Source organism: Nitratidesulfovibrio sp., assembly GCF_040373385.1.
In the GTDB taxonomy this organism is placed as follows: Bacteria; Desulfobacterota; Desulfovibrionia; order Desulfovibrionales; family Desulfovibrionaceae; genus Cupidesulfovibrio.
Genome location: NZ_JBDXXH010000010.1, coordinates 108,075 through 130,641, shown reverse-complemented (window position 1 = coordinate 130,641; position 22,567 = coordinate 108,075). Strand labels below are relative to the sequence as shown.

The 22,567-nt window shown below is 66.7% G+C and carries 19 protein-coding genes; 3 read left to right on the top strand and 16 right to left on the bottom strand.

All coding sequences use genetic code 11. The features are described from left to right. Nucleotides 1–160: 160 nt before the first annotated feature. A complete protein-coding gene (locus ABWO17_RS15245; protein WP_353120003.1) occupies nucleotides 161–1,018 on the top strand; it encodes a zinc metalloprotease HtpX in 858 nt (285 codons plus the stop codon). Between the two features lie 232 nt (nucleotides 1,019–1,250). Further along, nucleotides 1,251–1,676, top strand: coding sequence for a PaaI family thioesterase (locus ABWO17_RS15240; RefSeq protein ID WP_353120001.1), 426 nt, complete (start codon nucleotides 1,251–1,253; stop codon nucleotides 1,674–1,676). 252 nt (nucleotides 1,677–1,928) lie between these two features. Here the strand turns inward: ABWO17_RS15240 and ABWO17_RS15235 are convergent, their stop codons facing one another. From ABWO17_RS15235 to mraZ, 16 genes are all read right to left on the bottom strand, one after another. Next, nucleotides 1,929–2,738, bottom strand: coding sequence for a DUF4851 domain-containing protein (locus ABWO17_RS15235; protein ID WP_353119999.1), 810 nt, complete (start codon nucleotides 2,736–2,738; stop codon nucleotides 1,929–1,931). Nucleotides 2,739–2,869: 131 nt separating this feature from the next. Further along, entirely contained in the window at nucleotides 2,870–3,691 is an 822-nt protein-coding gene (locus ABWO17_RS15230) for a DUF4851 domain-containing protein (RefSeq protein ID WP_353119997.1), read from the bottom strand. Between the two features lie 464 nt (nucleotides 3,692–4,155). Further along, on the bottom strand, nucleotides 4,156–5,445 hold the full coding sequence (ftsZ, locus tag ABWO17_RS15225; protein WP_353119995.1) for a cell division protein FtsZ: 1,290 nt from the start codon (nucleotides 5,443–5,445) through the stop codon (nucleotides 4,156–4,158). A gap of 44 nt (nucleotides 5,446–5,489) precedes the next feature. Continuing rightward, a complete protein-coding gene (gene ftsA, locus ABWO17_RS15220; RefSeq protein WP_012612098.1) occupies nucleotides 5,490–6,716 on the bottom strand; it encodes a cell division protein FtsA in 1,227 nt (408 codons plus the stop codon). 70 nt (nucleotides 6,717–6,786) lie between these two features. Further along, nucleotides 6,787–7,626: a cell division protein FtsQ/DivIB gene (locus ABWO17_RS15215; RefSeq protein WP_353119993.1), complete on the bottom strand. Its 840-nt coding sequence runs from the start codon at nucleotides 7,624–7,626 to the stop codon at nucleotides 6,787–6,789. Then, complete coding sequence (murB, locus tag ABWO17_RS15210) at nucleotides 7,617–8,537, bottom strand: UDP-N-acetylmuramate dehydrogenase (RefSeq protein WP_353119991.1); 921 nt, start codon at nucleotides 8,535–8,537, stop codon at nucleotides 7,617–7,619. Before murB ends, ABWO17_RS15215 begins: the two co-directional genes overlap by 10 nt. Before the next feature lies 1 nt (nucleotide 8,538). After that, entirely contained in the window at nucleotides 8,539–9,906 is a 1,368-nt protein-coding gene (gene murC / locus ABWO17_RS15205) for a UDP-N-acetylmuramate--L-alanine ligase (RefSeq protein ID WP_353119989.1), read from the bottom strand. A gap of 232 nt (nucleotides 9,907–10,138) precedes the next feature. Beyond that, nucleotides 10,139–11,275, bottom strand: coding sequence for an undecaprenyldiphospho-muramoylpentapeptide beta-N-acetylglucosaminyltransferase (gene murG / locus ABWO17_RS15200; protein ID WP_353119987.1), 1,137 nt, complete (start codon nucleotides 11,273–11,275; stop codon nucleotides 10,139–10,141). 52 nt (nucleotides 11,276–11,327) lie between these two features. Then, nucleotides 11,328–12,512: a putative lipid II flippase FtsW gene (ftsW, locus tag ABWO17_RS15195; protein ID WP_353119985.1), complete on the bottom strand. Its 1,185-nt coding sequence runs from the start codon at nucleotides 12,510–12,512 to the stop codon at nucleotides 11,328–11,330. Then, on the bottom strand, nucleotides 12,509–13,846 hold the full coding sequence (murD, locus tag ABWO17_RS15190; RefSeq protein ID WP_353119983.1) for a UDP-N-acetylmuramoyl-L-alanine--D-glutamate ligase: 1,338 nt from the start codon (nucleotides 13,844–13,846) through the stop codon (nucleotides 12,509–12,511). Before murD ends, ftsW begins: the two co-directional genes overlap by 4 nt. Nucleotides 13,847–13,861: 15 nt before the next feature. Then, nucleotides 13,862–14,938, bottom strand: coding sequence for a phospho-N-acetylmuramoyl-pentapeptide-transferase (gene mraY, locus ABWO17_RS15185; protein ID WP_353119981.1), 1,077 nt, complete (start codon nucleotides 14,936–14,938; stop codon nucleotides 13,862–13,864). Nucleotides 14,939–15,094: 156 nt separating this feature from the next. Beyond that, nucleotides 15,095–16,579: a UDP-N-acetylmuramoyl-L-alanyl-D-glutamate--2,6-diaminopimelate ligase gene (locus ABWO17_RS15180; protein ID WP_353119979.1), complete on the bottom strand. Its 1,485-nt coding sequence runs from the start codon at nucleotides 16,577–16,579 to the stop codon at nucleotides 15,095–15,097. 12 nt (nucleotides 16,580–16,591) lie between these two features. Continuing rightward, nucleotides 16,592–18,706, bottom strand: a complete 2,115-nt coding sequence (locus tag ABWO17_RS15175) for a penicillin-binding transpeptidase domain-containing protein (RefSeq protein WP_353119977.1) — start codon at nucleotides 18,704–18,706, stop codon at nucleotides 16,592–16,594. A gap of 14 nt (nucleotides 18,707–18,720) precedes the next feature. Continuing rightward, the gene (locus ABWO17_RS15170) at nucleotides 18,721–19,008 is read right to left on the bottom strand and encodes a hypothetical protein (RefSeq protein ID WP_353119975.1); all 288 of its coding nucleotides are present in this window, start codon (nucleotides 19,006–19,008) and stop codon (nucleotides 18,721–18,723) included. Beyond that, entirely contained in the window at nucleotides 19,005–20,090 is a 1,086-nt protein-coding gene (gene rsmH, locus ABWO17_RS15165; protein WP_353119973.1) for a 16S rRNA (cytosine(1402)-N(4))-methyltransferase RsmH, read from the bottom strand. The genes ABWO17_RS15170 and rsmH overlap by 4 nt, the downstream gene beginning before the upstream one ends. Nucleotides 20,091–20,132: 42 nt before the next feature. Then, the gene (gene mraZ, locus ABWO17_RS15160; protein ID WP_353119971.1) at nucleotides 20,133–20,582 is read right to left on the bottom strand and encodes a division/cell wall cluster transcriptional repressor MraZ; all 450 of its coding nucleotides are present in this window, start codon (nucleotides 20,580–20,582) and stop codon (nucleotides 20,133–20,135) included. A 554-nt stretch (nucleotides 20,583–21,136) separates the two neighbouring features. On the opposite strand from mraZ, the gene pyk reads away from it, so the two are divergent. Then, the gene (gene pyk / locus ABWO17_RS15155; protein ID WP_353119969.1) at nucleotides 21,137–22,549 is read left to right on the top strand and encodes a pyruvate kinase; all 1,413 of its coding nucleotides are present in this window, start codon (nucleotides 21,137–21,139) and stop codon (nucleotides 22,547–22,549) included. Nucleotides 22,550–22,567 lie beyond the last annotated feature (18 nt).

Genomic DNA, 22,567 nt, shown 5'->3' with positions numbered 1-22,567 from the left:
ATTACATAGTTGCGCAGGCGGGCAGACGGAAAGACGCGCCGCGCGGCCATGCGGCCCGGCCCGTTCAGGCGTGGCGGCCTCCGGCCCGCGCACGGCCCATCCGCCCGACAACCAACCGCGCGGTCCATCCCGCGCATACCCTACGCAAGGAGCACAGACCGTGACCAGTCAGATCAAGACCGCCATGCTGCTTGCCCTTCTTTCGGGCATCATCATCGTCCTTGGCGGGGCCATGGGCGGCAAGACGGGCATCATGATCGCACTGATCCTGGCCCTGGTGATGAACGTCGGCAGCTATTGGTATTCCGACAAGATCGTCCTTTCCATGTACGGCGCGCAGGAGGTTGCCCCCCAGGACGCCCCCATGCTGCACACCATGGTAGAGGAACTTGCCGCCCGCGCGGGCATTCCCAAGCCGCGCGTGTGCGTCATACCCGAAGACGCCCCCAACGCCTTCGCCACGGGGCGCGACCCGGCCCACGGCGTGGTGGCGGTAACCCACGGCATCATGCGCATCCTCTCGCCAGAAGAGCTGAAGGGCGTGCTGGCCCACGAGATCGGACACATCGCCAACCGCGACATCCTGGTGCAGACCGTGGCCGGGGTGCTCGCCTCGGTCATCGTGTCCGTCGCCAACATGATGCAGTGGGCGGCCATCTTCGGCTTTGGCCGCAGCGACGACGAAGAGGGTGGCACCAGCCCGCTGGTGGCCATCATGATGGCCATCGTGGCGCCCATCGCCGCCTCGCTGATCCAGTTCGCCATTTCCCGCTCGCGCGAGTATCTGGCCGACGAGACGGGCGCGAGGCTCGCGGGCAACCCGCTGTACCTGGCCGGTGCCCTGGCCAAGTTGCAGGCGTGGTCGCAAAAGGTGCCCATGCAGCACGGCAGCCAGGCCACCGCGCACATGTTCATCGTGAACCCGTTCAGCGGGGCCAGCATGGCCAGCCTGTTCAGCACCCACCCTCCCATGGAGGAACGCATCGCCCGCTTGCAGGCCATGGCCGCACGGCGCTAGGCTAACCGGCGTACCGGGCGAACCGAGCGTACCGGACGAATTGCGCGCATCGGGCAGACTTCGTGCATCGGGCGGACTTCACGAATCGGCGCAAGGCCGGTCCGGCCTGATCGGACAGTTGTCCAAGGAGGCGATTGCCTCCGCCAGTGGCGCGCACGACCCACATCGGATATACAAAGGGGCGGGGCAATGTTCCTCGCCCCTTTTCTTGCAACCGCCCCAGGGAGGCTCCGTGAGCACCGTCCATGAAGACCTTGTCGCCTTTGTCGAACAGCACGTGGACTGGCACCGCCACCTGGGCATCCGGGTGGAGGAGGTTCGCACCGGCTACGCCCGGCTGCGCCTGCCCTTCCGCGAAGAATTCGCGGGCAACAAGTCGCGCGGGGCGCTGCACGGCGGGGTCATCTCCACCCTGACGGACATCTGCGGCAACGTGGCCCTGTGGACCCACTTCGGCCCCAACGACATGGTTTCCACCGTGGACATGCGCGTGGACTTCCTGCGGCCCGCCCCCTTCGCCGATCTGATAGCCGAGGCCGACGTGCGGTTGCAGGGCTACCGCATCGGCAACATCTTCGTGCGCATCGCCTCCGAATCCGCGCCAGGCGTGGCTGTGGCCGAAGGCCGCATCGTCTGCTACGTGAAGCGCGCCGAATAACGCCTTCGTTCAGCCAAGCCGAATCCACAACCCTTTCCGCAAGGCACCAGAACCAAAAGGCACCAGAACCAAGACGAAGAGCGCGGCCCGAGCAATCCGGGCCCACGCGTACGGTGCGAACGGGCGCGACACGCGTGGCGACCGCAACAAAATGCACAATGAAAGGGGCGCCCCTGCCGACACGGCACGGGCGCCCTTGCAGATGCGCGAAAACAGTGAAAGCGCCCCCCTCCGGGCGCCGCAAGACCCGCCTCAGCGGTCGTCCCCCCGGTCGCGCTCCAGAATGCCGAGCATGCGGGTGATTTCGCGGCGTTTCACCTGCTCCGGCGCGGCGTCCAGCCGGGCGATGTCCTTGCCCCTGGTCCAGTCGCCATCGGGGCGTTCCAGGCGAAAGGCCTGTTCCGCCCGCGCCTCGAAGGCCGCCAGCGCCGCCGGATCGTCCAGCACCGTCGGGCGGCCGAAGCGGGGCGCACCCTCTCCGGGCGCATCACCGATCCTTGCCAGTGGCTCGCGGTATTCCACCATCACCTTCACGTGGCGCATCTCCGCAAGTCCGGTAAACCTGCGCACCAACGCGCCGGAACGCCACGGCGCAGGGTCGTCGGCGAAGGCCGGGGCCAGCACGTCCCTGTCCGGCGGCAACGCGAAGGTGGCGGCGTGCATGGTCATGCCCGCCAGTTGGCCGGTGGCGGCACGCACCTCGGCCAGCACCACGCCGGGCCCCGGCGCCACGTCCAGCGGCCAGCGGTATTCGCTGGAAGCTTCCGCCAGCAGGGCTGCCAGGCGAACCGGGGTGCCGCCGCCCCCGCCGGGCGTGGGGCTGGCATGCAGGGCATAATACACCCTGGCCGAGCCGGTGGCGCTGGCCGTATCCGGCGCTATGTCCGCCACGCCCGCCCCTGCGGGCGCCAGCCCGGGCGCCGGGCGCACCAGCAGCACTGGGCGCGCCGACGATGCCAGCATGTCCCCTGCAAGGCCCCTGCGAACCGGGTTGCGGTACATGAACGCGTAGACGAAGCCGACCAGCAGCAGGACAAGGGCAAGGACTATCAGCTTGGGCATGGGTCACCTGACGGTTGCGCGTGCACGCGAGGCGCGCGGGCCAGAGGAATCATGAGCGCACAGGGCCGCCACGAGATCGCGTGGCGCATGTCCGGGGCAGGGGCCGCGCCCGACCGCCACTGCCCTGCCCGTTACCTGTCGTCGCTCGGCAGGTTGCGAATGGGCTCCATGCGCCCGGCCATGCCCCCCAGGTTGCGCACCTGCACCCTGCTGGCATCATGCGCGAAGTTCTCCGCAGGCAGACCGCCCTCGGGGTAGGCCAACACCGTGAAGGCCGCGCGGGACCGCGCCTCGAACTCGCCCAGCAGTGCCGCCGCACGCCCGGCAGGCAATTGCCCGGCATCGAGCGCGTCGGCCAGTTGTTCCCCCACCCCGGCGGGTACGGGCTCGCGGTATTCCACCACCAGCTTCACCGCCCGGAAGTCGAACAGTTGCGTGTAGCGCCGCACCAGCCAGCGCCACTCGCCCTCGTCGGGCGCCAGTCTGGGCGGCGCGGGCAACATGGAGGCGAACGGGTCGGCAGGGGCGGGCATCAGAAAAGTTGCACCGGCAAAGCGCGCGGGGCCGACGGCGTACACGTCGCGCCGCACCTCGCGCCAGGGACTGGAAACGTCCAGTTCCCACTGCCAGCCTGTGGGCGTTTCGCTCAGCAAGACGGCAAGTTGCCGTTCGCGCGTGGCATCGGCGTAAAAGGCCCAGCCCACGTCGGCATGACGCAGCCCCAACTCGGTATCCAGCAAGGGCGATGCGGTACCGCTGCCCAGCAGGTCGAACCCAGATGCCGGACGCACCACCACCGGCGGGCGCGACGACGACACCACGGCGTTGCCGCTCAGGCCGCGCGTAAGCGGGGCGCAGGCCGCAAGCAGCACCCCCAACAACAGTGGAATGACCAACGAAACCGATGTTGCAAAGGGGGTACGACGCACCCCGGAAAGACGTTGCGGAAGCATGGTTGTCTCCTTTGCGGACCGCATATGCGCATTCATTAAGCCGTTCGCCGGACACGACTGCGGACGGGGCTGGCGGACAAGGCCAGCGGCATGCCGGACGTACCACACCCACCCGAAGCCACCGTGTCGTGCACGCGCACGTGGGGGCTCTCTCCGTCATCTTCCGGCAGGCATGCGGGCATGCGTGCAGTCACGCACGGCATATAGCGTAACCACTGCCACGGAAAAATCCAGCCCCGCAACGAGAAAAGGCCACCCCTTTTGGGGGCGGCCCTCCCGTAAACCGTGCCGGGATGGAGAGGCGTCTTCTTCGTCCCGAGCGCGGGGTCTATCGTGCGCGCGTGGCGCGTAGGAATCCGGTGCCTGCGGTGTACCCCCCCGGTTGCACGCCGGTTCCGCAGGGCCGGTAACCGCATCCCCCCTGCCTCGCGGGCGGGGCGGAAAGCGGCCAGGACTTCCGCCCGCTAGTCCGCCTGCTTGCGGATGAAGGACGGAATCTCGAACTCGTCCTCGTCGAAGATGAAGTCTTCTTCGCCGGGGGCGTGGGTATTGGCACGGTTCACCGTGGGCTGCGCCTGGCCCTGCTTGCGCAGGTAGGCGGGAATGTTGCGGTCGTCGTCAGAGAAGCCGCCCATGCCGCGCGGCTGCATGGACTGGGGAGCGGGCTTGGCCTGCTGCACCTGCTCGGCACGCGGCTGCGCGGCGGAACGGGGTGCGGGCTGGGCCTGCCCCATGGACCCGCCCTTGCGGAACGGGGTGACGGTGCCCGACTTGCCGGCGCCTTCAATGCCCACCATGTCCGCGTCGATGCCGGTGGCAATGACGGTGATGCGCATTTCCTCGCCCGCCGTGTCGTCGAACACGGTGCCGAAGAAGATGCGCGCGTCTTCGTGTGCGGCTTCCTGGATGATCCCGGCGGCTTCGCTGACTTCATCAATGGTCAGGTCGGGGCCGCAGGTGATGTTCATGAGCACGCCGCGCGCGCCGTCGATGGACACGTCTTCCAGCAGCGGGCTGGTGATGGCCTTCATGGCGGCCTCGCGGGCGCGCGATTCGCCGCGTGCGATGCCCGCGCCCATCATGGCCAGACCCGATTCGCCCATCACCGCCTTCACGTCCGCGAAGTCGAGGTTGATGAGGCCGGGCACCATGATCAGGTCGGAAATGCCCTTCACCGCGAAGTACAGCACTTCATCCGCCTTCTTCAGCATTTCCACGAAGGTGGCCTTCTTGGGGGCCAGGGAAAGCAGGCGGTCGTTGGGGATGGTGATCAGGCTGTCCACATGCTCGCGGAATTCGGAAATGCCCTGTTCCGCGGCTTCCAGGCGCTTCTTGCCTTCGAAAAAGAACGGCTTGGTGACCACGCCCACGGTCAGCGCGCCCATTTCCTTGGCGGCCTGCGCGATGACGGGGGCCGCGCCGGTACCGGTGCCGCCGCCCATGCCTGCGGTAACGAAGACCATGTCGGCCTCGCCGATGGCATCCTTGATGGCGCTCATGCTTTCAAGGGCGGCATCGCGGCCGATGCCGGGGTTGGCGCCCGCGCCAAGGCCCTTGGTCAGCTTGTCGCCGAGCTGGATCTTGAGTTCGGCGGAAGACCGGCTGAGGGCCTGGATATCGGTGTTCGCCGCGATGAAGGTAACGCCCTTCAGCGCAGAGGATATCATGTTCTGGACAGCGTTGCCGCCACCGCCGCCGACGCCGATGACCTTTATCTTCGCAGTGCTTTCGGCATCGATCTCGTGAAATTCCATACGCCTCTCCTTGTCCGACTGGCTGATTCCGTTGGACCCGCGGTTTACGAGATGTCGGAGAACCATTTGCGCATGCGCGACAGCACGCGGTTGAACACGTTTCCGTCGCGGATGCGGAACTTGAGTTCAAGGCCCTCCTTTTCCGCGCCGTAGCGCAAAAGCCCCACGGCGGTGGCGAACTTCGGGCTGTTCACCACGTCACGCAGCCCGCCCACATTCCGGGGGTAGCCGATGCGGGTAGGCATGTTGAAAATCTGCTCGCCAAGCTCCTGGCACCCGTCGATGAGGGCCGTCCCGCCGGTCAGCACCACGCCCGCTCCGATCATGTTCTTGAAGCCGGAGCGGACGAGTTCCTGATCCACCAGCGACAGGATCTCCTCCATGCGGGGTTCGCAGATTTCGGCAAGCACCTGGCGCGACAGGCGGCGCGGATCGCGCCCGCCCACGCTCGGCACCTCGATGAGGTCGTCGTTGCGCACAAGGTCGGCCATGGCGCAGCCATACTTGACCTTGATCTTTTCGGCCGAAACCATGGGGGTGCGCAACCCGAACGCGATGTCGTTGGTCAGGTTCTGTCCGCCCAGCGCAAGCACGCCCGTGTGCTTGATGGAATCGTTGGAGAACACGGCGATGTCGGTGGTGCCGCCGCCAAGGTCGACGAGGGCGACGCCAATCTCCCTCTCTTCCTCGGTCAGCACGGCCTTGCTGGAGGCCAGCGCCTCGAGCACGATGTCCGACACGTCGAGCCCGCTCCTGTGGCAGGAACGCACGATGTTCTGGGCGGACGTCACGGCGCCCGTCACGATGTGCACCTTGACCTCCAGCCGCACGCCCGCCATGCCGAGGGGATCGGCAATGCCGCGCTGGTCGTCCACGATGTATTCCTGCGGAAGGATGTGGATGACCTCGCGGTCCAGCGGAATGGCCACGGCTTTCGCCGCGTCCAGCGCGCGTTCGACGTCTTTGGGGCCCACCTCGCCGCCTTTTACGGCGATGACGCCATGACTGTTGAAGCCCTTGATGTGGCTGCCCGCGATACCCGCATAGACCGAACGGATTTCGCAGCCAGCCATCAGCTCGGCTTCTTCGAGAGCTTTCTTGATGGACTGGACGGTCTGCTCGATGTTGACCACCACGCCCTTGCGCAGGCCGGTGGAGGGACTGGTGCCGATGCCGACGATATCGACTCCGTCGGGCGTGGCTTCACCCACGACCGCGCAGATTTTGGTGGTACCGATATCAAGGCCGACAATCAGATCCGACTTGGGCATCTGCTACTCCTGTTTACGCGATGCCGAACGGGTGCCATGGGGGCTGCCCGTGCGGTTTCGCACTGCCGGGTCAGCCGCCGAGGGCGGCGTCCTTCTGTACCCAGACGTTGACGCCCCCCGCCTTCACCTCGCGCACCTGCTTCAGTTCACCCCGACGGGCAAGGTCGTCGAGCACCTTACCCAGCCTGTCGAGGTTGCCGCGCCAGTCTTCCAGCGCAACGCTGAGCCGCAGGTCGCTGTTTTCCAGATACAGCTCCACGCCCTTGCCGGGGCTCAGGCGCACCCACGAAACCAGGGCGATATCCACGGGCAGCCTTGCCCGCTTCAGGTCGCCGGTTATCTCGGGCAGTCGCTCCAGCGCTTCCTCGGCCCCTGCTTCAACTTCCAGCGTGGGCAGCGAGGTGAACCGGCCCGCCCCCACCGGGGCGATAATGTTGCCGTGTTCGTCGGCGTAGAGCAGCTCTGCGCCGCGCTGTACCCAGAACTTCGGTTCCCGTTCAGCGACTTTTATCGCAAATCCGTCAGGAAGCAACCTTTTTACGGATACTTCCGTAATCCACGGGTTGCGCAGCAGCCCCGACTCCATATCCGCGATGTTCACCGCAAGACTGTTCGCGCCGGGGGCAATGCCCGCCAACCCCAGGATTTCCTCCTGTCTTAACCTCAAATTGCCCGAGACTTCAATAGTTTTGACTGCAAAATATTCAGACCTTGTCGCATACCTGTAGATGTACAACAAACCTACGCTTATGCCGACAAGCAAAGAGACGGACAAGACCATGGTGAAGAACCATCTGGCGAACGACAGCATCCCGTTGCCGGAATTCAGCGTGGCCTTCTGCGGCTTCACGCTTTTTCTGCTGTACGCATTCTTCGCGCCTTTCTTTCCGCGCGATAACGCTATCGCCATGACCAGACCTTCACTTCAAGTTCAAGGTCAACATCAAAACGTTCACTCACGGCAACTTTTGCAAACTGCAATAAACTGAAAGCCTCTTTTGTAGTGCCGTGGCCTTCGTTAACCATGAAATTGGCATGCACCATCGAAAATGCCATGCCACCAATGCGGTATCCCTTAAGCCCTGCTGCGTCCAGCAGCTTGCCCGCCGGATTGTGCGGTGACGGATTGCGGAATACACAACCCGCACTGTGTGACAGCACCGGCTGCGTCGCTTTCTTCTTCAGGTAATTGCCGCGCATGGCGGCATGCACCACGGCACTGTCGCACCGCGTCAGGGCAAAGGTGGCCCCGGTGACCAGGTACCAGCCGCCCAGCGGCGCGCTAGCCTCGTCCAGCACCTCGAAATGCCGATACCCGTACCGGAACCTGTCGCGCCCCAGGGTCACATGGCCCAGCAGGGGGGAAAACACGGATACGGAATGCAGCGCGGCGCCGCATTCGCACCCGTAGGACCCGGCATTCATGGCCACCGCGCCGCCCACCCCGCCGGGAATGCCAGCCAGACCTTCCATGCCGCACAGGCCCCACGCGGCCAGGCGCGATACCAGGCGCGGCAGCCGCTGCGCCGCGCCCACGCGCACCAGCACGCGACCGTCCTCCGTCTCGCCGGTCACTTCCGGCGCGGTGTCGAAGGGGCCGCCGCCATCCAGCGCCACCACCACCACGGGCAGTTCGCCGTCGTCGGCAAGGATGTTGCTGCCGCAGCCCAGCATGCGCGGCTCACCGCCCAGGCGGGCCAGCGTTCCGGGCAGTTCGTCCAGTTCACGCGGCCCGGCCGCGCGCACCTCTGCCAGCGCCCTGCCGCCAAGGCGGAGCGTGGTGCGGTGCGCAAGCACGGGGCCGTCGAGAACCGTGAGCATGCTATTCCCTTTCCAGGTAACGGGGGCCGATGGTGGTCACGTTGCCCGCGCCCAGCGTCAGCAAGAGGTCGCCGGGTTGCAGCACTTCGGGCAATGCCGCCAGCACGGAATCAAAATCCTGATGATAGGTCACGTCGGTCTTGGATACCTGGCGGATGCCCTGGGCAAGGCTTTGCCCGCTCACGCCGGGGATGGGCTTTTCCGACGCGGGGTAGATTTCCGTCAGCAGCAGCTTGTCCACGCCGTCGAACACCTTGCAGAATTCGCCGAACAGGGCCTGCGTGCGGCTGAACCGGTGCGGCTGGAACACCACCACCAGCCGCCGGTGCGGAAAGCACTGGCGCGCCGTGGCCAGGGTAGCCGCGATTTCCGCCGGGTGGTGCCCGTAGTCGTCCACCACCAGCACGCCGTCGCGCTCGCCCTTGCGCTCGAAGCGCCGCCCCACCCCGCCGAACTTGGCCAGGCCCGCCACGATCTTTCCGGGCGCGATGTCGCATTCCAGCGCCACGCCGATGGCGGCCAGGGCATTCAGGATGTTGTGGCGGCCCGGCTGGGCGAGGCGCACCTGACCGATGTCGTCGCCGTTGACGATGACGTTGAACAGGCTGGTGTCCGCGCAGGCCAGCACCTCTGCCCGGATGGCGTTGCCATCTCCGAAGCCGTAGGTGATGACCGGACGCTTCACCCGGGGCAGCAGGCGCCGCACGCCGGGGTCGTCGCCGCAGACCACGTTCATGCCGTAGAACGGCACCTTGTTCATGAAATCCACGAAGGCATCGTCGATGGCCTGCTGCGAGGGGTAGTGGTCCATGTGGTCCATGTCCACGTTGGTGACCACGGTGACGATGGGGAACAGGCACAGGAACGAGCCGTCCGATTCGTCCGCCTCTGCAATGAGGTAGGCCCCGTCGCCCAGCCGCGCGTTGGCGCCGTAGGCATTCAGCCGCCCGCCGATGATCACTGTGGGGTCGGTGCCCGCCTCGTCGAAGATGGCCGCCGCCAGCGAGGTGGTGGTGGTCTTGCCGTGCGTGCCTGCGATGGCGATGCCCGTGCGCAGGCGCATCAGTTCCGCCAGCATCTCGGCGCGCGGAATGATGGGAATGCCGCGCCTGCGCGCCGCCGCCACCTCGGGGTTCTCGTCGCCAATGGCCGTGGACTTCACCAGCACCTGGGCGTCCGTCAGGTTGCCCTCGCCGTGGCCGATGTAGATTTCGGCCCCCAGCTTGCGCAAACGGCGCACCACCGTGCCGTCGGACATGTCCGAGCCGCGCACCTCGTAGCCCAGGTTCAACAGCACCTCGGCAATGCCGCTCATGCCGGAACCGCCGATGCCGACCATGTGTATTTTCTTGATCTTGTTGTTATTCATAGATTTTTTCTGATTGGGGTTTTTAAATCAGCCTTTGGCGAGGTAAGCGTTTTTTTACGCCTCCGGCGGGCAAGGGGCTTCGCCCCCTGCACCCCCATTTCAGTGGGGCTGTCTTACGTTATTCTCTGCTGCATCACTGATGCGCGGTGCGCACCAAACAAAATACTTTTTCATAACGGGGGTGCAGGGGGCGAAGCCCCTTGCCCGCCGGAGTCACACAAAAAACTCCAACTTACTTCCCACGCCCCGCGAGGATGGCTTCCATGCCGTCCACCACGGCGGCTGCGGCCTGCGGCCTGCCCATGGCGCGCGCGGCGTGGCTCATGTCGGCCAGCCGCTGGCGGTCAGCCAGAAGCTCGACCAGCACGTGGTCCAGCGCCACTGCGGGCTTGCCGTCCGCACCGGGCGTGACGTCCTTCTGCTCCACCACCAGTGCCGCGCCTGCGTCGGCAACGTGCCGGGCGTTGTGCAACTGGTGGTTGTGGGTGGCAAACGGAAACGGCACCAGCACCGAAGGCTTGCCCGCCACAGCCAGTTCGGCCACGGAGGTGGCCCCGGCGCGGCACAGCACAAGGTCCGCCCAGGTGTAGGCGCTGGCCACGTCGTCGATGAAGGCCTCGACGCGGGCCTCGGAAATTCCGGCCTGCTTGTAGCCCGTGCGCACCCGTTCCCAATCGCTGGTGCCGGTCTGGTGCCACAACTCCACCCCGGCATCGCGCAGGGCAGGCAGTGCAGCCACCACTGCCTCGTTGATGGCGCGGGCGCCAAGGCTGCCGCCCATGACCAGCAGACGGCGCGAATGGACGGAACGCGGGGCGGCGCCCCCCGCCGTCACGGCAGCTGCAGCAGCCGCCCCGGCAGCAACGATGGCCGCGCGCACCGGGTTGCCGGTGGTCACGCTGCGCCGCGCGGGGAACACCCCCGCCGTGTCCGGCAGGGACAGGAACACCCGCTGCACCACATGGCCCAACAGGCGGTTGGTCAGTCCGGGGATGGCGTTCTGCTCGTGGATGGCGGCGGGCCTGCCGCACAGCCGGGCGGCCAGCACCCCGGCAAAGGCGGCGTAACCGCCGAAGCCCACGGCGATGTCCGGGTCGAACCGGCGCACCACGGAAACCGCACGCCACACGCCAAGGCCCATGGCCCCGGCGGCGGCCAGCGCACGCAGGCCGCGCCCCATCACCCCGCGTACCGGCAGGCCCACATACTCGAGCCCGGCTCGGGCCGCAAGGTCGGCTTCCGGCCCGTATTGCCCCCCCAGGAACAGGATGCGGGCCTTGGGGTACCGGCGGGTGATCTCCTCGGCCACGGCAAGCGCCGGGAAGATGTGCCCCCCGGTTCCGCCAGTGGTGAGGATGACGCGACGCATGGTGTTTCCTCCGGTTTCCGGAACGGTGGCGAAAACGTGCGAAGGCACGCCGTCAGCGTGCCGTTCGCGAATAGTTCAGCAACAGCCCCACGCAGGTCAGGGTGGTCAGCAGGCTGCTGCCCCCATAGCTCAGGAAGGGCATGGGCACGCCCTTGGGAGGCGCCACGCCCATGACCACCGCCATGTTCAGCACGGCGCCCAGCAGCAGCACCAGGGTTACGCCGAAGGCGGTGAACCTGTCGCGCAGGTCGTCCTGGCGGGCGGCGATGCGAAAGCTCCGCCAGAACAGCATGCCCATCAGCACGAAGACCAGCGACATGCCGATGAACCCCAGTTCCTCGCCCAGCACGGCGATGATGAAGTCGTTGTGCGCTTCCGGCAGGTAGAACAGCTTCTGGCGGCTGGCGCCGATGCCCACGCCGGTGATGCCGCCCGACCCCAGCGCGAACAGCGATTGCACCAACTGGTAGCCGGAATCCTGCGCATCGGCGAAGGGGTCGAGAAAGGCGGTGAACCGGCGGAAGCGGTACGGCGAATGCACCACCAGCATGATGGCGCCCGCCACGGCCGCCGCCCCGGATACGGCCAGATAGAAGAACCGCGTGCCGCCAACCAGGCACATGAAGAACAGGATCATGGCCAGCACCGCCGCCCCGCCGAAGTCGGGCTGGCGCAGCAGCAGCGCGCAAAACACCCCGGTCACGGCGAACGGCGGTATGACCCCCCGGCTGAAGGTCTTGATGATATCCTGCTTGGTGCTCATGAAATAGGCCAGGTACAAGGCCAGCGCGATCTTGGTGAATTCCATGGGCTGCACGGCCACCGGCCCCACCTGTATCCACCGACGCGCGCCGTTGACCTTGTTGCCCAGCGGGGTCAGCACCAGGATGAGCATGACCAGCACCCCGAACAGAATGGGGTACTGCAATTTGTACAGTATGTTGCGGGGCACCACCGCAGCGGTGAACATGGAGACGCCGCCCACGCAGGCAAAGAGCAGCTGGCGCTTGAAGAAGTAGTACTTGTCCGCGTTGAAGCGCTCGGCCACGATGCCGCTGGCGGACAGCACCATCAGCAGGCCGATGCCCAGCAGGGTCAGGGCGATGGCGAACAGCCACCAGTCCACGCCGTTCTGCTGGCCGTGGTCGCCGTGGGCGATGCCGCCAAAGCTGCCGCCGTGGCGCAGGTCCGCCAGTGCGGCAGAGGGGTGGGCGTCCGCGTTCGCGCCGAACCTCATGGCAGGGCCTCCACCGCGCGGCGAAAAGCGTGGCCGCGCTCCTTGTAGTTGGCAAAGAGGTCGAAACTGGAGGTGGCCGGGGCCATCACCACCGCATCGCCCGGTCGGGCAACCTCGGCGGCCTCGGCCACGGCGGGTTCCAGGGCAGGATGCCAGGACATGGAAAACTCACCCTGCCCCATCCAGGCCCCCTTGAAATATTCGCGGCTGGCGCCAAAGCCCACCACTGCCCGCACTCGCCCGAGCATGAGCGGCAGCAGGGACGCAAGGTCGCCGCCCTTGAACTTGCCGCCCACCATCAGCACCACCGGCCTGTCAAAGGCTAGCAGGGCCACGCGCAGAGCCTCCACCGTGGTGCACTTGGAATCGTTCACCCACAGCACGCCGTTGCGCTCGGCCACGGCCTCCAGCCGGTGCTCCAGCGGGGCAAAGTCGGCCACGGCCTTTTCCGCCGCCTCCGGGGTCACCCCGAACTCGCGGCAGGCCTGCCATGCGGCCTCGATGTTGGCCTGGTTGTGCCCGCCCAGCAGGCGGGTGTGCGGAAAGCGCCTGGATGCCGCGTTGAAGAACAGCGTGCGCGCCCTGGGTTCGCGCGCGGCCACCAGGTCGCGCAGCCCTTCGCCGAAAATGGCCAGGTCGCCTTCTTCCATGCAACGGAACAGCCGGAACTTGGCGGCGATGTATTCCGCCATGTCGGCGTGGTAGTCGAGGTGGTTCTCGCTGATGTTCAGCAGCATGGCCACGCGAGGACGAAAGGTGGTGCAGGCCTGCAACTGGAAGCTGGAAATCTCTATGACCAGTGCGTCGGCCCTGCCCTGCCCTTCTGCCCCGCCATGCGCTACGGACAACACGTACTCGCTGAGGGGAGTGCCGATGTTGCCGCCCAGGAACACGGCAAGGCCCTGCGCCCGCAGCATGGCGGCGCACAGCGAAACCGTGGTGGTCTTGCCGCTGGTTCCGGTGACGGCCAGCACCGGCTCGCCGTCCAGTTGCCGCCAGGCAAGCTCCATTTCGGCCAGCACCTCGGGCGCGCCCGGCCCCTGCGGCAACAGCGGGCGCAGCTTTGCCACGGCCATGCCGGGGCTGGGCACCACGGCCCGCGCACCCGCAAACTGGGCGGGCGAATGGTCGCCGGTGGCAATTTCCACACCGGCTTCGGCGGCCCAGCGCAGGAAGTCGGCCGGCACCCCGTCGGCGTTGCGTTCCAGCAGGCGCACGCGCGCCCCCATGCGGTGCAGCAACCGCGCGGCAGCCATGCCGGAGCGGCCCGCGCCCACGACCACCACAAGGTCGCCCTTGCCGATGGTCCGCGCCGTGTGCTTGTCGCAGGTCATTGCCGTATCCTTGTCCTAACGCAGCTTCAGGACCGACAGCGCCATCAATCCTAGCAGCGCCGACATGATCCAGAACCTGATGATGATCTTCGACTCGGGAATGCCCTGCAATTCGAAGTGATGATGCAGCGGGGCCATGCGGAAGATGCGCTTGCCCCCGGTGAACTTGAAGTAGCCCACCTGCAGGATCACCGACAGGGTCTCCACCACGAACAGCCCGCCCACGATGAGCAGCAGCAGTTCCTGCTTGCACAGCACGGCCAGAAAACCCAGCGCGCCGCCAAGGGCCAGCGAGCCCACATCGCCCATGAACACCTGGGCCGGGTAGGCGTTGAACCACAGAAAGCCCAGGCTCGCGCCCACCAGCGCGCCGCAGAACACGGTAACCTCACCCACGCCCGGCATGTTGGGCACTTGCAGGTAGGTGGCCATCTGCACGTTGCCCGCCACGTAGATGAACACGGCAAAGACCATGCCCGCGATGATGGTGGGGCCGATGGCCAGGCCGTCCAGTCCGTCGGTAAGGTTCACCCCGTTGGAAGAACCCACCATCACCGTCACCGCGAAGGGGATGTACAGCCAGCCGAGGTCGGGCGCGAGGCCCTTGAAGAACGGAAAGGCCAACCGGGTGGAGTACACCGGCTCGCTGACCAGCAGGTACATGGCCACGGCCGCCACCACCACCTGCCCCAGAAACTTGGCGCGGGCGGACAGCCCCTTGTTGTTGCGGCGGCGGATCTTGATGTAGTCGTCCAGAAACCCGACCAGCCCGAACCCCAGGAAGATGAGCATGGTCAGCCAGACGTACTTGTTGGTCAGGTCGGCCCACAGCAGCACGCTGCACGTCAGGCAGAAGGCGATGAGCAGGCCGCCCATGGTGGGGGTGCCCGCCTTCTGCATGTGGCAGGTGACGTCCTCGTGGATGTGCTGCCCGCACTTGACGCGCCGCAGCCACTCGATGAAGCGCGGCCCCATGAGGATGGACAGCAGCAGCGCCGTCAGCAGCGCCCACACGGAGCGGAAGGTGATGTAGCGGAAGACGTTGAGGACCGTGAATTCGGAACTGAGGGGGTACAGCAGGTTATACAGCATGGCGCCCCCCGGTGGTGTGGTCGGCCTGGCAAGTTTCCGGCTGACTGGCGGTGCGTGCGCCAGCGGCCGCGCACGGGAACGACCCGGTGTGCGCGGAGGAACCGGACCCGCCGGGTACGGCGCGGACCCGCGCGGTGTGGCACGCGGCGATGGACATCAGTTGCACCCCAATATCTCCCGAATGACCTGCTGGTCGCTGTACGGCACCTTGCGGTCGCCGATCTGCTGGTAACTTTCATGCCCCTTGCCCGCCACCAGCAGCACGTCGCCGGGCCGCAGCAGCGCAAGGGCCTTGCCGATGGCCCGTGCCCGGTCGGGGTCGCTGACCACCTCGCGCGCGTCGGCAAGGCCGGGCAGCACGTCGGCCATGATGGCCTCTGGGTCTTCGTGACGGGGATTGTCGGACGTGAGCACGGCCACGTCGGCATGACGCGCCACCGCCTGCCCCATCAACGGGCGCTTGGTGCGGTCGCGGTTGCCGCCGCAGCCGAACACGGTAACGATGCGCGAAAAGCCCACCGCACGCAGCGCGCGCAGCACGTTTTCCAGCGCGTCGGGGGTATGTGCGTAATCAACGAAAATGTCCAGCCCCCGCGGGTTCACGATGCGCTCCAGCCGCCCCGGCACGCCGGTGAAGTCGGCCAGGCTGGCCAGGTCTTCCGGGGCAAGCCCCATGCCCAGGCACACGGCCTGCACGGCCAGCAGGTTGGAGGCGTTGTGCGCGCCGACGAGGTGCGAGGAAAGTTCCCACTGCCGCCCTTCATGGGTCATGCGCAGCGTGAGGCCCGAGGTGGCGTTGTGGACCATTTCGCCGTGCAGGTACCTGCGGCCCGGAACGGCATTGGCCGCATTGAGCCCGAAGCCGATGGCGTGCGGCACCTCGCCCAGCAGGCGGCGGCCCCAGGCGTCGTCGGCATTGACGGCGCAGGCCTTGTCCGCGTCGGGCAGTTCGGTGAACAGGCGGGCCTTGGCGGCATAGTAGTGTTCCATGTCGCCGTGGTAGTCCAGATGGTCCTGCGTCAGGTTGGTCAGGATGGCCCCGGCAAAGCGAATGCCCGCCGCCCGGCGCTGGTCCAGCGCGTGCGACGAGACCTCCATCAGCGCCACGTCCACCCCGGCGTCGCGCATGCGGGCCAGCATGGCGTGGGTCTCGATGCAGTCGGGGGTGGTCAGGGGGGCGTCCATGACGAACCCCGGCCAACGGTAGCTGACGGTGCCCAGCACGCCTGCCCGGCGCCCCAGCGCGGAAAATACGTGTTCCAGCAGATAGGTGATGGTGGTCTTGCCGTTGGTGCCGGTAACGGCCACCACCGGGAAGGGCAGCGCATCGGTGCCGTAGCGGGCCTGACCCAGCAGGCCGATGGCCGCGCGCGGGTCTTCGTGCCCGACCACCACGCAGCCTGCGGGCGCATCGGCAAGGGCCGCGTCCACCCGCCCGGGCAGGCACACCACCGCCCCGGCCCCGGCGGCCCATGCCTTGGCAATGAAGTCCGCGCCATCCACGCCCGCGCCGCCGTTGGCGGCAACGCCGGGCACGGCCACGAACACGTCGCCACGGCCCACCCTGCGCGAGTCGGTACGAATGTCCGGCGTGTTCTGGCGGACACGGGCCAGAAGGTCATCAAAAGATATACGGGTCATCTGCCGATGCTCCTAGGAATTCTCGGAAAGCCAAAGGACGCACTGTCCCGTGGGCTGCCCCTTGGGCCATTCGGTGCCCGGTTCCGGGGTCTGGCGGATCACGGTCTGCCCGGCGCCCCTGAGCACGGGCACCATGCCTTGCCGGGCAAACACTTCCACGGCCCGGCGCACCGACTTGCCCACCACGTTGGGCACCCCGTCAGGTGCCTCGCGCACGGCCTCGGCCACCTCGCGGCGCACTTCCACCGGGCCGGTCTTGCCGAGGGGCGTGGCGTAGGTGGGGGCCTCCGGGTCGGGCGCATCGGGCAGCAGGCCATGGTAGGCCATGGTGCGCATGGCCACGTGCTTGAACACGGGCGCTGCGACCACGCCGCCGTACGAATTTTTCTGGGGTTCGTCCACCATGACCAAAATCAGGTACTTGGGCTTGTCGATGGGCGCGAAACCCACGAACGAAGCAAGCCGTTCGTGACCGTAACGCCCCGTTTCGTCAGCCTTCTGCGCGGTGCCTGTCTTGCCGCCCACCATGATGCCGGGGATGCGCGCGCGGGTGCCGGTGCCGTCTTCCTCCACCACTTCGCGCAGCATGGAGATGACCTGCTTCACCGTCTTGTCGTTGTACACCTTCTGGCTGGCCGAGTTGGCCGGGGCTTCGTCGTCCACCACCAGGCGCAGCGGCTTGCGTTCACCGCCGTTGGCCAGGGTCAGGTAGGCCTGGGCCATCTGCACACCGGTGGCGGCGATGGACTGGCCGAAGGAGGTGGTGATCAGGTCCGGTTCGGACCAGTGGCGCGGATCACGCAGGATGCCCTTGCTCTCGGTGATGGGCAGGCCGGTACGGTCGCCGAAGCCCAACTGGTTCAGGTATTCCCAGTAACGCTTGGACCCCAGCTCCAGGCCTATCTTGGCCATGCCGATGTTGCTGGAGTAGCGCAGCACCTTGTTCACCGGCAGCACGTCGTAGCTGTGCGTATCGCGGATGGTGATGTAGCGGGTCTTCCAGCGGCCCTTTTCGCAGTTGAACGTGGTGTCGCCCTTGACCACGCCCTCCTGAAGGGCGGCGGCCACCAGAAACGGCTTCAGCGTGGAACCGGGCTCCAGCGCGTCGGCGGCAAGGCGGTTGCGCCAGCGTTCGGGCTTGTAGTCGCGATAGGCGTTGGGGTTGAAGAACGGGTACTGCGCCCAGGCCAGGATGTCGCCCGAATCCACGTCCACCACCAGACAACCGCCCCACGTGGCGTCGAACTGGTCCACCGAGCGGGCCAAGGCTTCTTCGGCAAAGAACTGCACCTGGGTATCGATGGTCAGATGCACGTCGTGGCCACGCAGGGACGCGCGGCCAGCGCCGCCATCCATGTCCAGCCGACGCCCGGCGGCATCGCGCTGCACCACGTTGCGGGCGGAATCGCCGCTCAGCACATCCTCGAAGGTCAGTTCCAGGCCTTCAAGGCCCTTGCTCTCCATGCCCACGAAACCGAGCAACTGCCCGGCCATCTGCTTGAACGGATAAATGCGTTCGTACTCGCTGCTCAGGTACACGCCGGGCAGCCCGGCCTTGCGCACGTTTTCGGCGGCCTGGTCGTCCACCTTGCGGGCCACCCACGCAAAACCGCGCTTGGAGGCCACGGCCTCGCGCACCTGTTTGGCCGGGGCTTCCAGCGCCGTGACCAGGGCATTGACCGTGGCATCCACGTCGTGGATCTCGCCGGGGCGAACGTAGACGGAGCGCACCTCGACACTGCGGGCCAGAATCTGCCCGTTGCGGTCAAGGATGGCCCCGCGCCTGCCGGACACGGTCTCCGCCGCCATGTGCTGGCGGCGGGCAAGACCGGCCAGCCGGTCGCCGTCGTACACCTGCACGTACCAGGCGCGCGACCACAACAGCACCCACAGCAGCGCGAACACGCAGCCCACGCCGTACAGGCGCACCTTGCTCCAGTCCGCCTCGCCGTAGCGGGCAAAGGGATTGAAGCGCGGCCCGCCTGCGAACGACGAACCGGGGGCCTTCTTGTTGCGCAGGGCGCGTGCGGCACGGGGGGCGCGCGCCTCGAAAGAGGGACGCGCGTCGCGTGCGGTGCGCGGCGCGGGCCTGCCGAGTATGCGTGACTTCCTGTCTGCTCGCAGCATGACGTTCCGGGGCGCTAGCGCCCCGCCTCCTCGATGCGGCGGATCTGGCCGGGGCGTGCCCCCCGCATGCCCATGGCCTCCGCCTTCCTTCCCAATTCATACGGAGACATCAGCCGGTCCCGCTCCACTTCCAGCTTGGCGGTCAGGGCCGCCCTTCCGTCCAGTTCGCCCTGCAACTTGCGCAAGGTGTAGGCCATGTCCATGCGTTCGATGTTCAGCCACACCAGCGACAGACCCAGCACCAGGCTGGTCAGCACCGACAGGATCATGGCCAGTACCCAGCTTCCCACGCCCTGGCTCATGACGCGCCCCCTTCCTCTTCATCGCGGTCTTCGGGGGCGTACTTGTTGCGCCGCCGGGGGCGCGGGGCCTGGCCTTCCGCCAGTCGCTGGGCCGCGCGCAGCTTGGCGCTGGTCGCGCGGGAGTTGCGGGCCAGTTCCGCTTCGGTGGCGGTGACCGGCTTTCTGGTCAGCACGTCCACGCGGGCCGTGTGGCCGCATTCGCAGCGGGCCGCGCCGCGCGGGCACACGCAGGCCTGCGATTCGTCGCGCAGGCGGTGCTTGACGATGCGGTCTTCCAGCGAATGGAAGGTGATCACCGCCAGCCGCCCGCCGGGGTTCAGCCGGTCCAGAATGCGGTCGAGAAAGCCTTCCAGCTGCCCCAGTTCGTCGTTGACGGCCATGCGCAACGCCTGAAAGGTGCGGGTGGCCGGGTGGTTGCGCGAGGTGGCGCGCCATTTGGCCGGGTAGGCCCGGTCCACGATGGCCGCGAGCTGGGCCGTGGTCTCGATGGGCCCCGTTGCACGGGCATCCACGATGGCCCGGGCGATGCGCCCGGCCATGGGGTCTTCGCCGTAGCGACGGATGATGTCCTTGAGCACGTCCGCCGTGGCCCGATTCACCAGCTTCGATGCCGGGGCCTCGTCGCCGTCCCGGTCCATGCGCATGTCCAGCGGGCCGTCGGCGTTAAAGCTGAAGCCGCGGTCGGCGGTGTCGATCTGCATGGACGACACGCCGATGTCGATGAGCGCGCCATCCACCTTGTCCCAGCCCAGCTGATCCAGCGCGGCCTCGAAATCCGCGTAGCGGGTGTGGAAGAAATGCACGCGGCCACCCCACGGGGCCAGGCGCTGGCGGGCCAGCTCAAGCGCCGTGGTGTCGCGGTCGAGGCAGCACAGTTCGCCGTCCGGGCCGATGCGGTCCATGATGGCGGCGGAATGGCCTCCAAGGCCCACGGTACCGTCCAGGTACCGACCGCCGGGGCGGGGCGCCAGCGCTTCCAGCACCTCGTCCAGCAGCACGGGCACATGCAGCGTGGCGGCGCGAGCCCCTTCCGTGGAAACGGAGGCGGCCTGCGGTGTGGTGGAGTCGGGTGCGCCGGTCATGACGATGTCCTGTGGTTTTTGAGGGGCTGTGCCCTGCCGGGCCTAAAGGGAAAGTTCGATGCCACTGTCGGCAAGCTCTGCGGCCACGTCGTCGAAGTCCTGCGCCACGATGCCGTCGAAGCGGCCCTGGTCCCAGATTTCGAAGCGACTGCCCTGGCCCAGCAACACCACGTCCTTGGTGATGCCCGCGTAGTCCATGTGCGAACGCGAGATGCGCACCCGCCCCTGCCCGTCCAGGTCCATGAGTTCGGCACTGCCGATGACCAGGCGGCGGAAGTCGCGCATCTTGCGCGAAGGGTTCTTCAGGTTCGAGAACTTGCGCTCGAAGTCTTCCCAGTCGGGCAGGGGGTAGCCCATGACGCAGTCGTCGAAGCTGGTCAGCACCAGCTTGCCACCGTCGGCACGCGACACGAGGATGTCGCGGAAATCCGGCGGCAGCATCAGTCGGCCCTTGGGGTCGAGACTGCGGTGGGAACGGCCTCTGAACAACATGGAAACACCACTTGCCTGTCATCCCGCGCTATTGCGCGAGGGGTCGAAAAAACGGACCCTGCTTCCGCCGTTTCCCCCACGTGCCACGCGGGGCGCTTTCCATCGGAAGGAAGGGGCTTTTCAGGGAGACTCTACCACCTTTTACCACAATTTCCCACTTTCTCTATGATATGTTTGACACTGTCAAGCCGTGGCATCCGGCGGAGTCTAGAAAATTTCTAACGGACCTCCGCCAGCGCGGAGACAAGAAAAAATACCATTTAATTTCACCAAAATACGACCAAGCAAAGCGCCACACAGAAAGACATGCCCGGCACCTGCTGCACGGGCCCGGCGTGCGCTGCCGCACGGCATTTCGCCCCCCGGGCGGCATGCGCCTGCCCCTGCGGCAGCAGGTGCGACCTGCGCTGATATTTTTATGAAACGCATGGGGACATGATGGGTGCCGACACGATATACGGGGGTATCCGCCACGCACCGCCGCATGGTCGGTGAAACCCTCCGCGACGCACAAACGGCTTGACAAGATACAACTTATTGCACAGGGGTGGATCATGAGAACGAAGATAATCGCCACCATAGGTCCGGCATCGCGCTCGCGGGAGGTGCTTTCGCGCCTCATCGCCGCTGGAGTGCGCATCTTTCGACTCAACTTTTCCCACGGCAACGCGTCCATGTTCGTGGATCTGGTGCGCCTGCTGCGCGAACTGGAAGCCGAATGCGGCAGCCCGGTAACCATCTTGCAGGACCTTTCCGGCCCCAAGATCCGCATCGGCGAAATTCCGGACGGCGCCATCTCCGTGGGCAAGGGCGACCGCGTGCTGCTGGGTCCCAAGGCCCCGGCCGACGCCGTGCTGCCGTTCATTCCCTTCACCAATCAGCCGGTGCTGAACGGGCTGGAAGCCGGCGACCGGCTGGTGCTGTCGGACGGCGGGTTGCAGTTCCGCGTGCTGGGCACCGCCCCGGCAGGATGCTTTGAACTGGAGGCCGACAACAGCGGCATCATCACCTCGCGCAAGGGCCTGGCCCTGCCCGGCAAGTCGGTGCGCCTGCCCGCCCTGACCGAAAAGGACCGCAAGGACCTGGCCGACGGCCTGGAACTGGGCGTGGACGCCGTGGCCCTGTCCTTCGTGCAGACGCCGGAAGACATCCGCGACGCCAAGGAAATCATCGCGGCCAGCGGCCGCAAGCACATTCCCGTCATCGCCAAACTGGAACGGCAGAACGCCGTTGACCGGCTGGACGACATCCTGGCCGAGGCCGACGTGATCATGGTGGCCCGCGGCGACCTGGGAGTGGAATGCCCCCTGCCCGCCCTGCCCGCCATGCAGAAGCGCATCATCCGCGCCTGCAACCGCGCGGCCAAGCCGGTCATCGTGGCCACCCAGATGCTGCTGTCCATGGTCAACAGCCCCTCCCCCACCCGCGCGGAAACCACCGACGTGGCCAACGCCGTGCTGGACGGGGCCGACTGCGTGATGCTTTCCGAAGAAACGGCCATGGGCAACTTTCCCGTTGAAACCGTTGAATTCATGAAAGAAATTGCCGCAAAAGCAGAAGAGTTGCACTTCGAGACGCAGCGCCTTGCCGAGCCCGCCGACGAAAAGGGCACGGCGGACTTCCTGGCGTACGCGGCCTGCCTGCTGGCGGAGAAGACCGGCGCCAAGGGCATCGTCTCGCACAGCATGACCGGCGCGTCCGCCCGGCTCATCTCGTCGCGCCGCCCGCGCCAGATGGTCTGGGCCCTGACGCCCGACCAGGCCGCCCTGCGCGCCCTGAACTTCTCGTGGGGCATCGTGCCGCAGGACATCCCGCTGGACATCCCCGGCCACGTGGCACGGGCCGAACGCTTCGTGGATACCGCACCCGACTTCGAAAAGGGCGACAACGTGGTCATTACCGCCGGGCAGCCCAAGGCGGGCCGCAAGCCGCGCGGCACCAACATGGTGAAGATCTACAGAAAGTAACGGCAGACTGCGTCCGAC

Excerpts from the sequence above, each read along its gene's own strand:
- ABWO17_RS15170 (WP_353119975.1), bottom strand. The coding sequence starts at position 19,008 with ATGAGCCAGGGCGTGGGAAGCTGGGTACTGGCCATGATCCTGTCGGTG.
- ABWO17_RS15230 (WP_353119997.1), bottom strand. The coding sequence starts at position 3,691 with ATGCTTCCGCAACGTCTTTCCGGGGTGCGTCGTACCCCCTTTGCAACA.
- murG (WP_353119987.1), bottom strand. The coding sequence starts at position 11,275 with ATGCGTCGCGTCATCCTCACCACTGGCGGAACCGGGGGGCACATCTTC.
- murD (WP_353119983.1), bottom strand. The coding sequence starts at position 13,846 with ATGACCTGCGACAAGCACACGGCGCGGACCATCGGCAAGGGCGACCTT.
- ftsA (WP_012612098.1), bottom strand. The coding sequence starts at position 6,716 with ATGCCCAAGTCGGATCTGATTGTCGGCCTTGATATCGGTACCACCAAA.
- ftsW (WP_353119985.1), bottom strand. The coding sequence starts at position 12,512 with ATGAGGTTCGGCGCGAACGCGGACGCCCACCCCTCTGCCGCACTGGCG.
- rsmH (WP_353119973.1), bottom strand. The coding sequence starts at position 20,090 with ATGACCGGCGCACCCGACTCCACCACACCGCAGGCCGCCTCCGTTTCC.
- ftsZ (WP_353119995.1), bottom strand. The coding sequence starts at position 5,445 with ATGGAATTTCACGAGATCGATGCCGAAAGCACTGCGAAGATAAAGGTC.
- ABWO17_RS15180 (WP_353119979.1), bottom strand. The coding sequence starts at position 16,579 with ATGACCCGTATATCTTTTGATGACCTTCTGGCCCGTGTCCGCCAGAAC.
- murB (WP_353119991.1), bottom strand. The coding sequence starts at position 8,537 with ATGCTCACGGTTCTCGACGGCCCCGTGCTTGCGCACCGCACCACGCTC.
- murC (WP_353119989.1), bottom strand. The coding sequence starts at position 9,906 with ATGAATAACAACAAGATCAAGAAAATACACATGGTCGGCATCGGCGGT.
- pyk (WP_353119969.1), top strand. The coding sequence starts at position 21,137 with ATGAGAACGAAGATAATCGCCACCATAGGTCCGGCATCGCGCTCGCGG.
- ABWO17_RS15215 (WP_353119993.1), bottom strand. The coding sequence starts at position 7,626 with ATGGCGATAGCGTTATCGCGCGGAAAGAAAGGCGCGAAGAATGCGTAC.
- mraZ (WP_353119971.1), bottom strand. The coding sequence starts at position 20,582 with ATGTTGTTCAGAGGCCGTTCCCACCGCAGTCTCGACCCCAAGGGCCGA.
- ABWO17_RS15235 (WP_353119999.1), bottom strand. The coding sequence starts at position 2,738 with ATGCCCAAGCTGATAGTCCTTGCCCTTGTCCTGCTGCTGGTCGGCTTC.
- mraY (WP_353119981.1), bottom strand. The coding sequence starts at position 14,938 with ATGCTGTATAACCTGCTGTACCCCCTCAGTTCCGAATTCACGGTCCTC.
- ABWO17_RS15175 (WP_353119977.1), bottom strand. The coding sequence starts at position 18,706 with ATGCTGCGAGCAGACAGGAAGTCACGCATACTCGGCAGGCCCGCGCCG.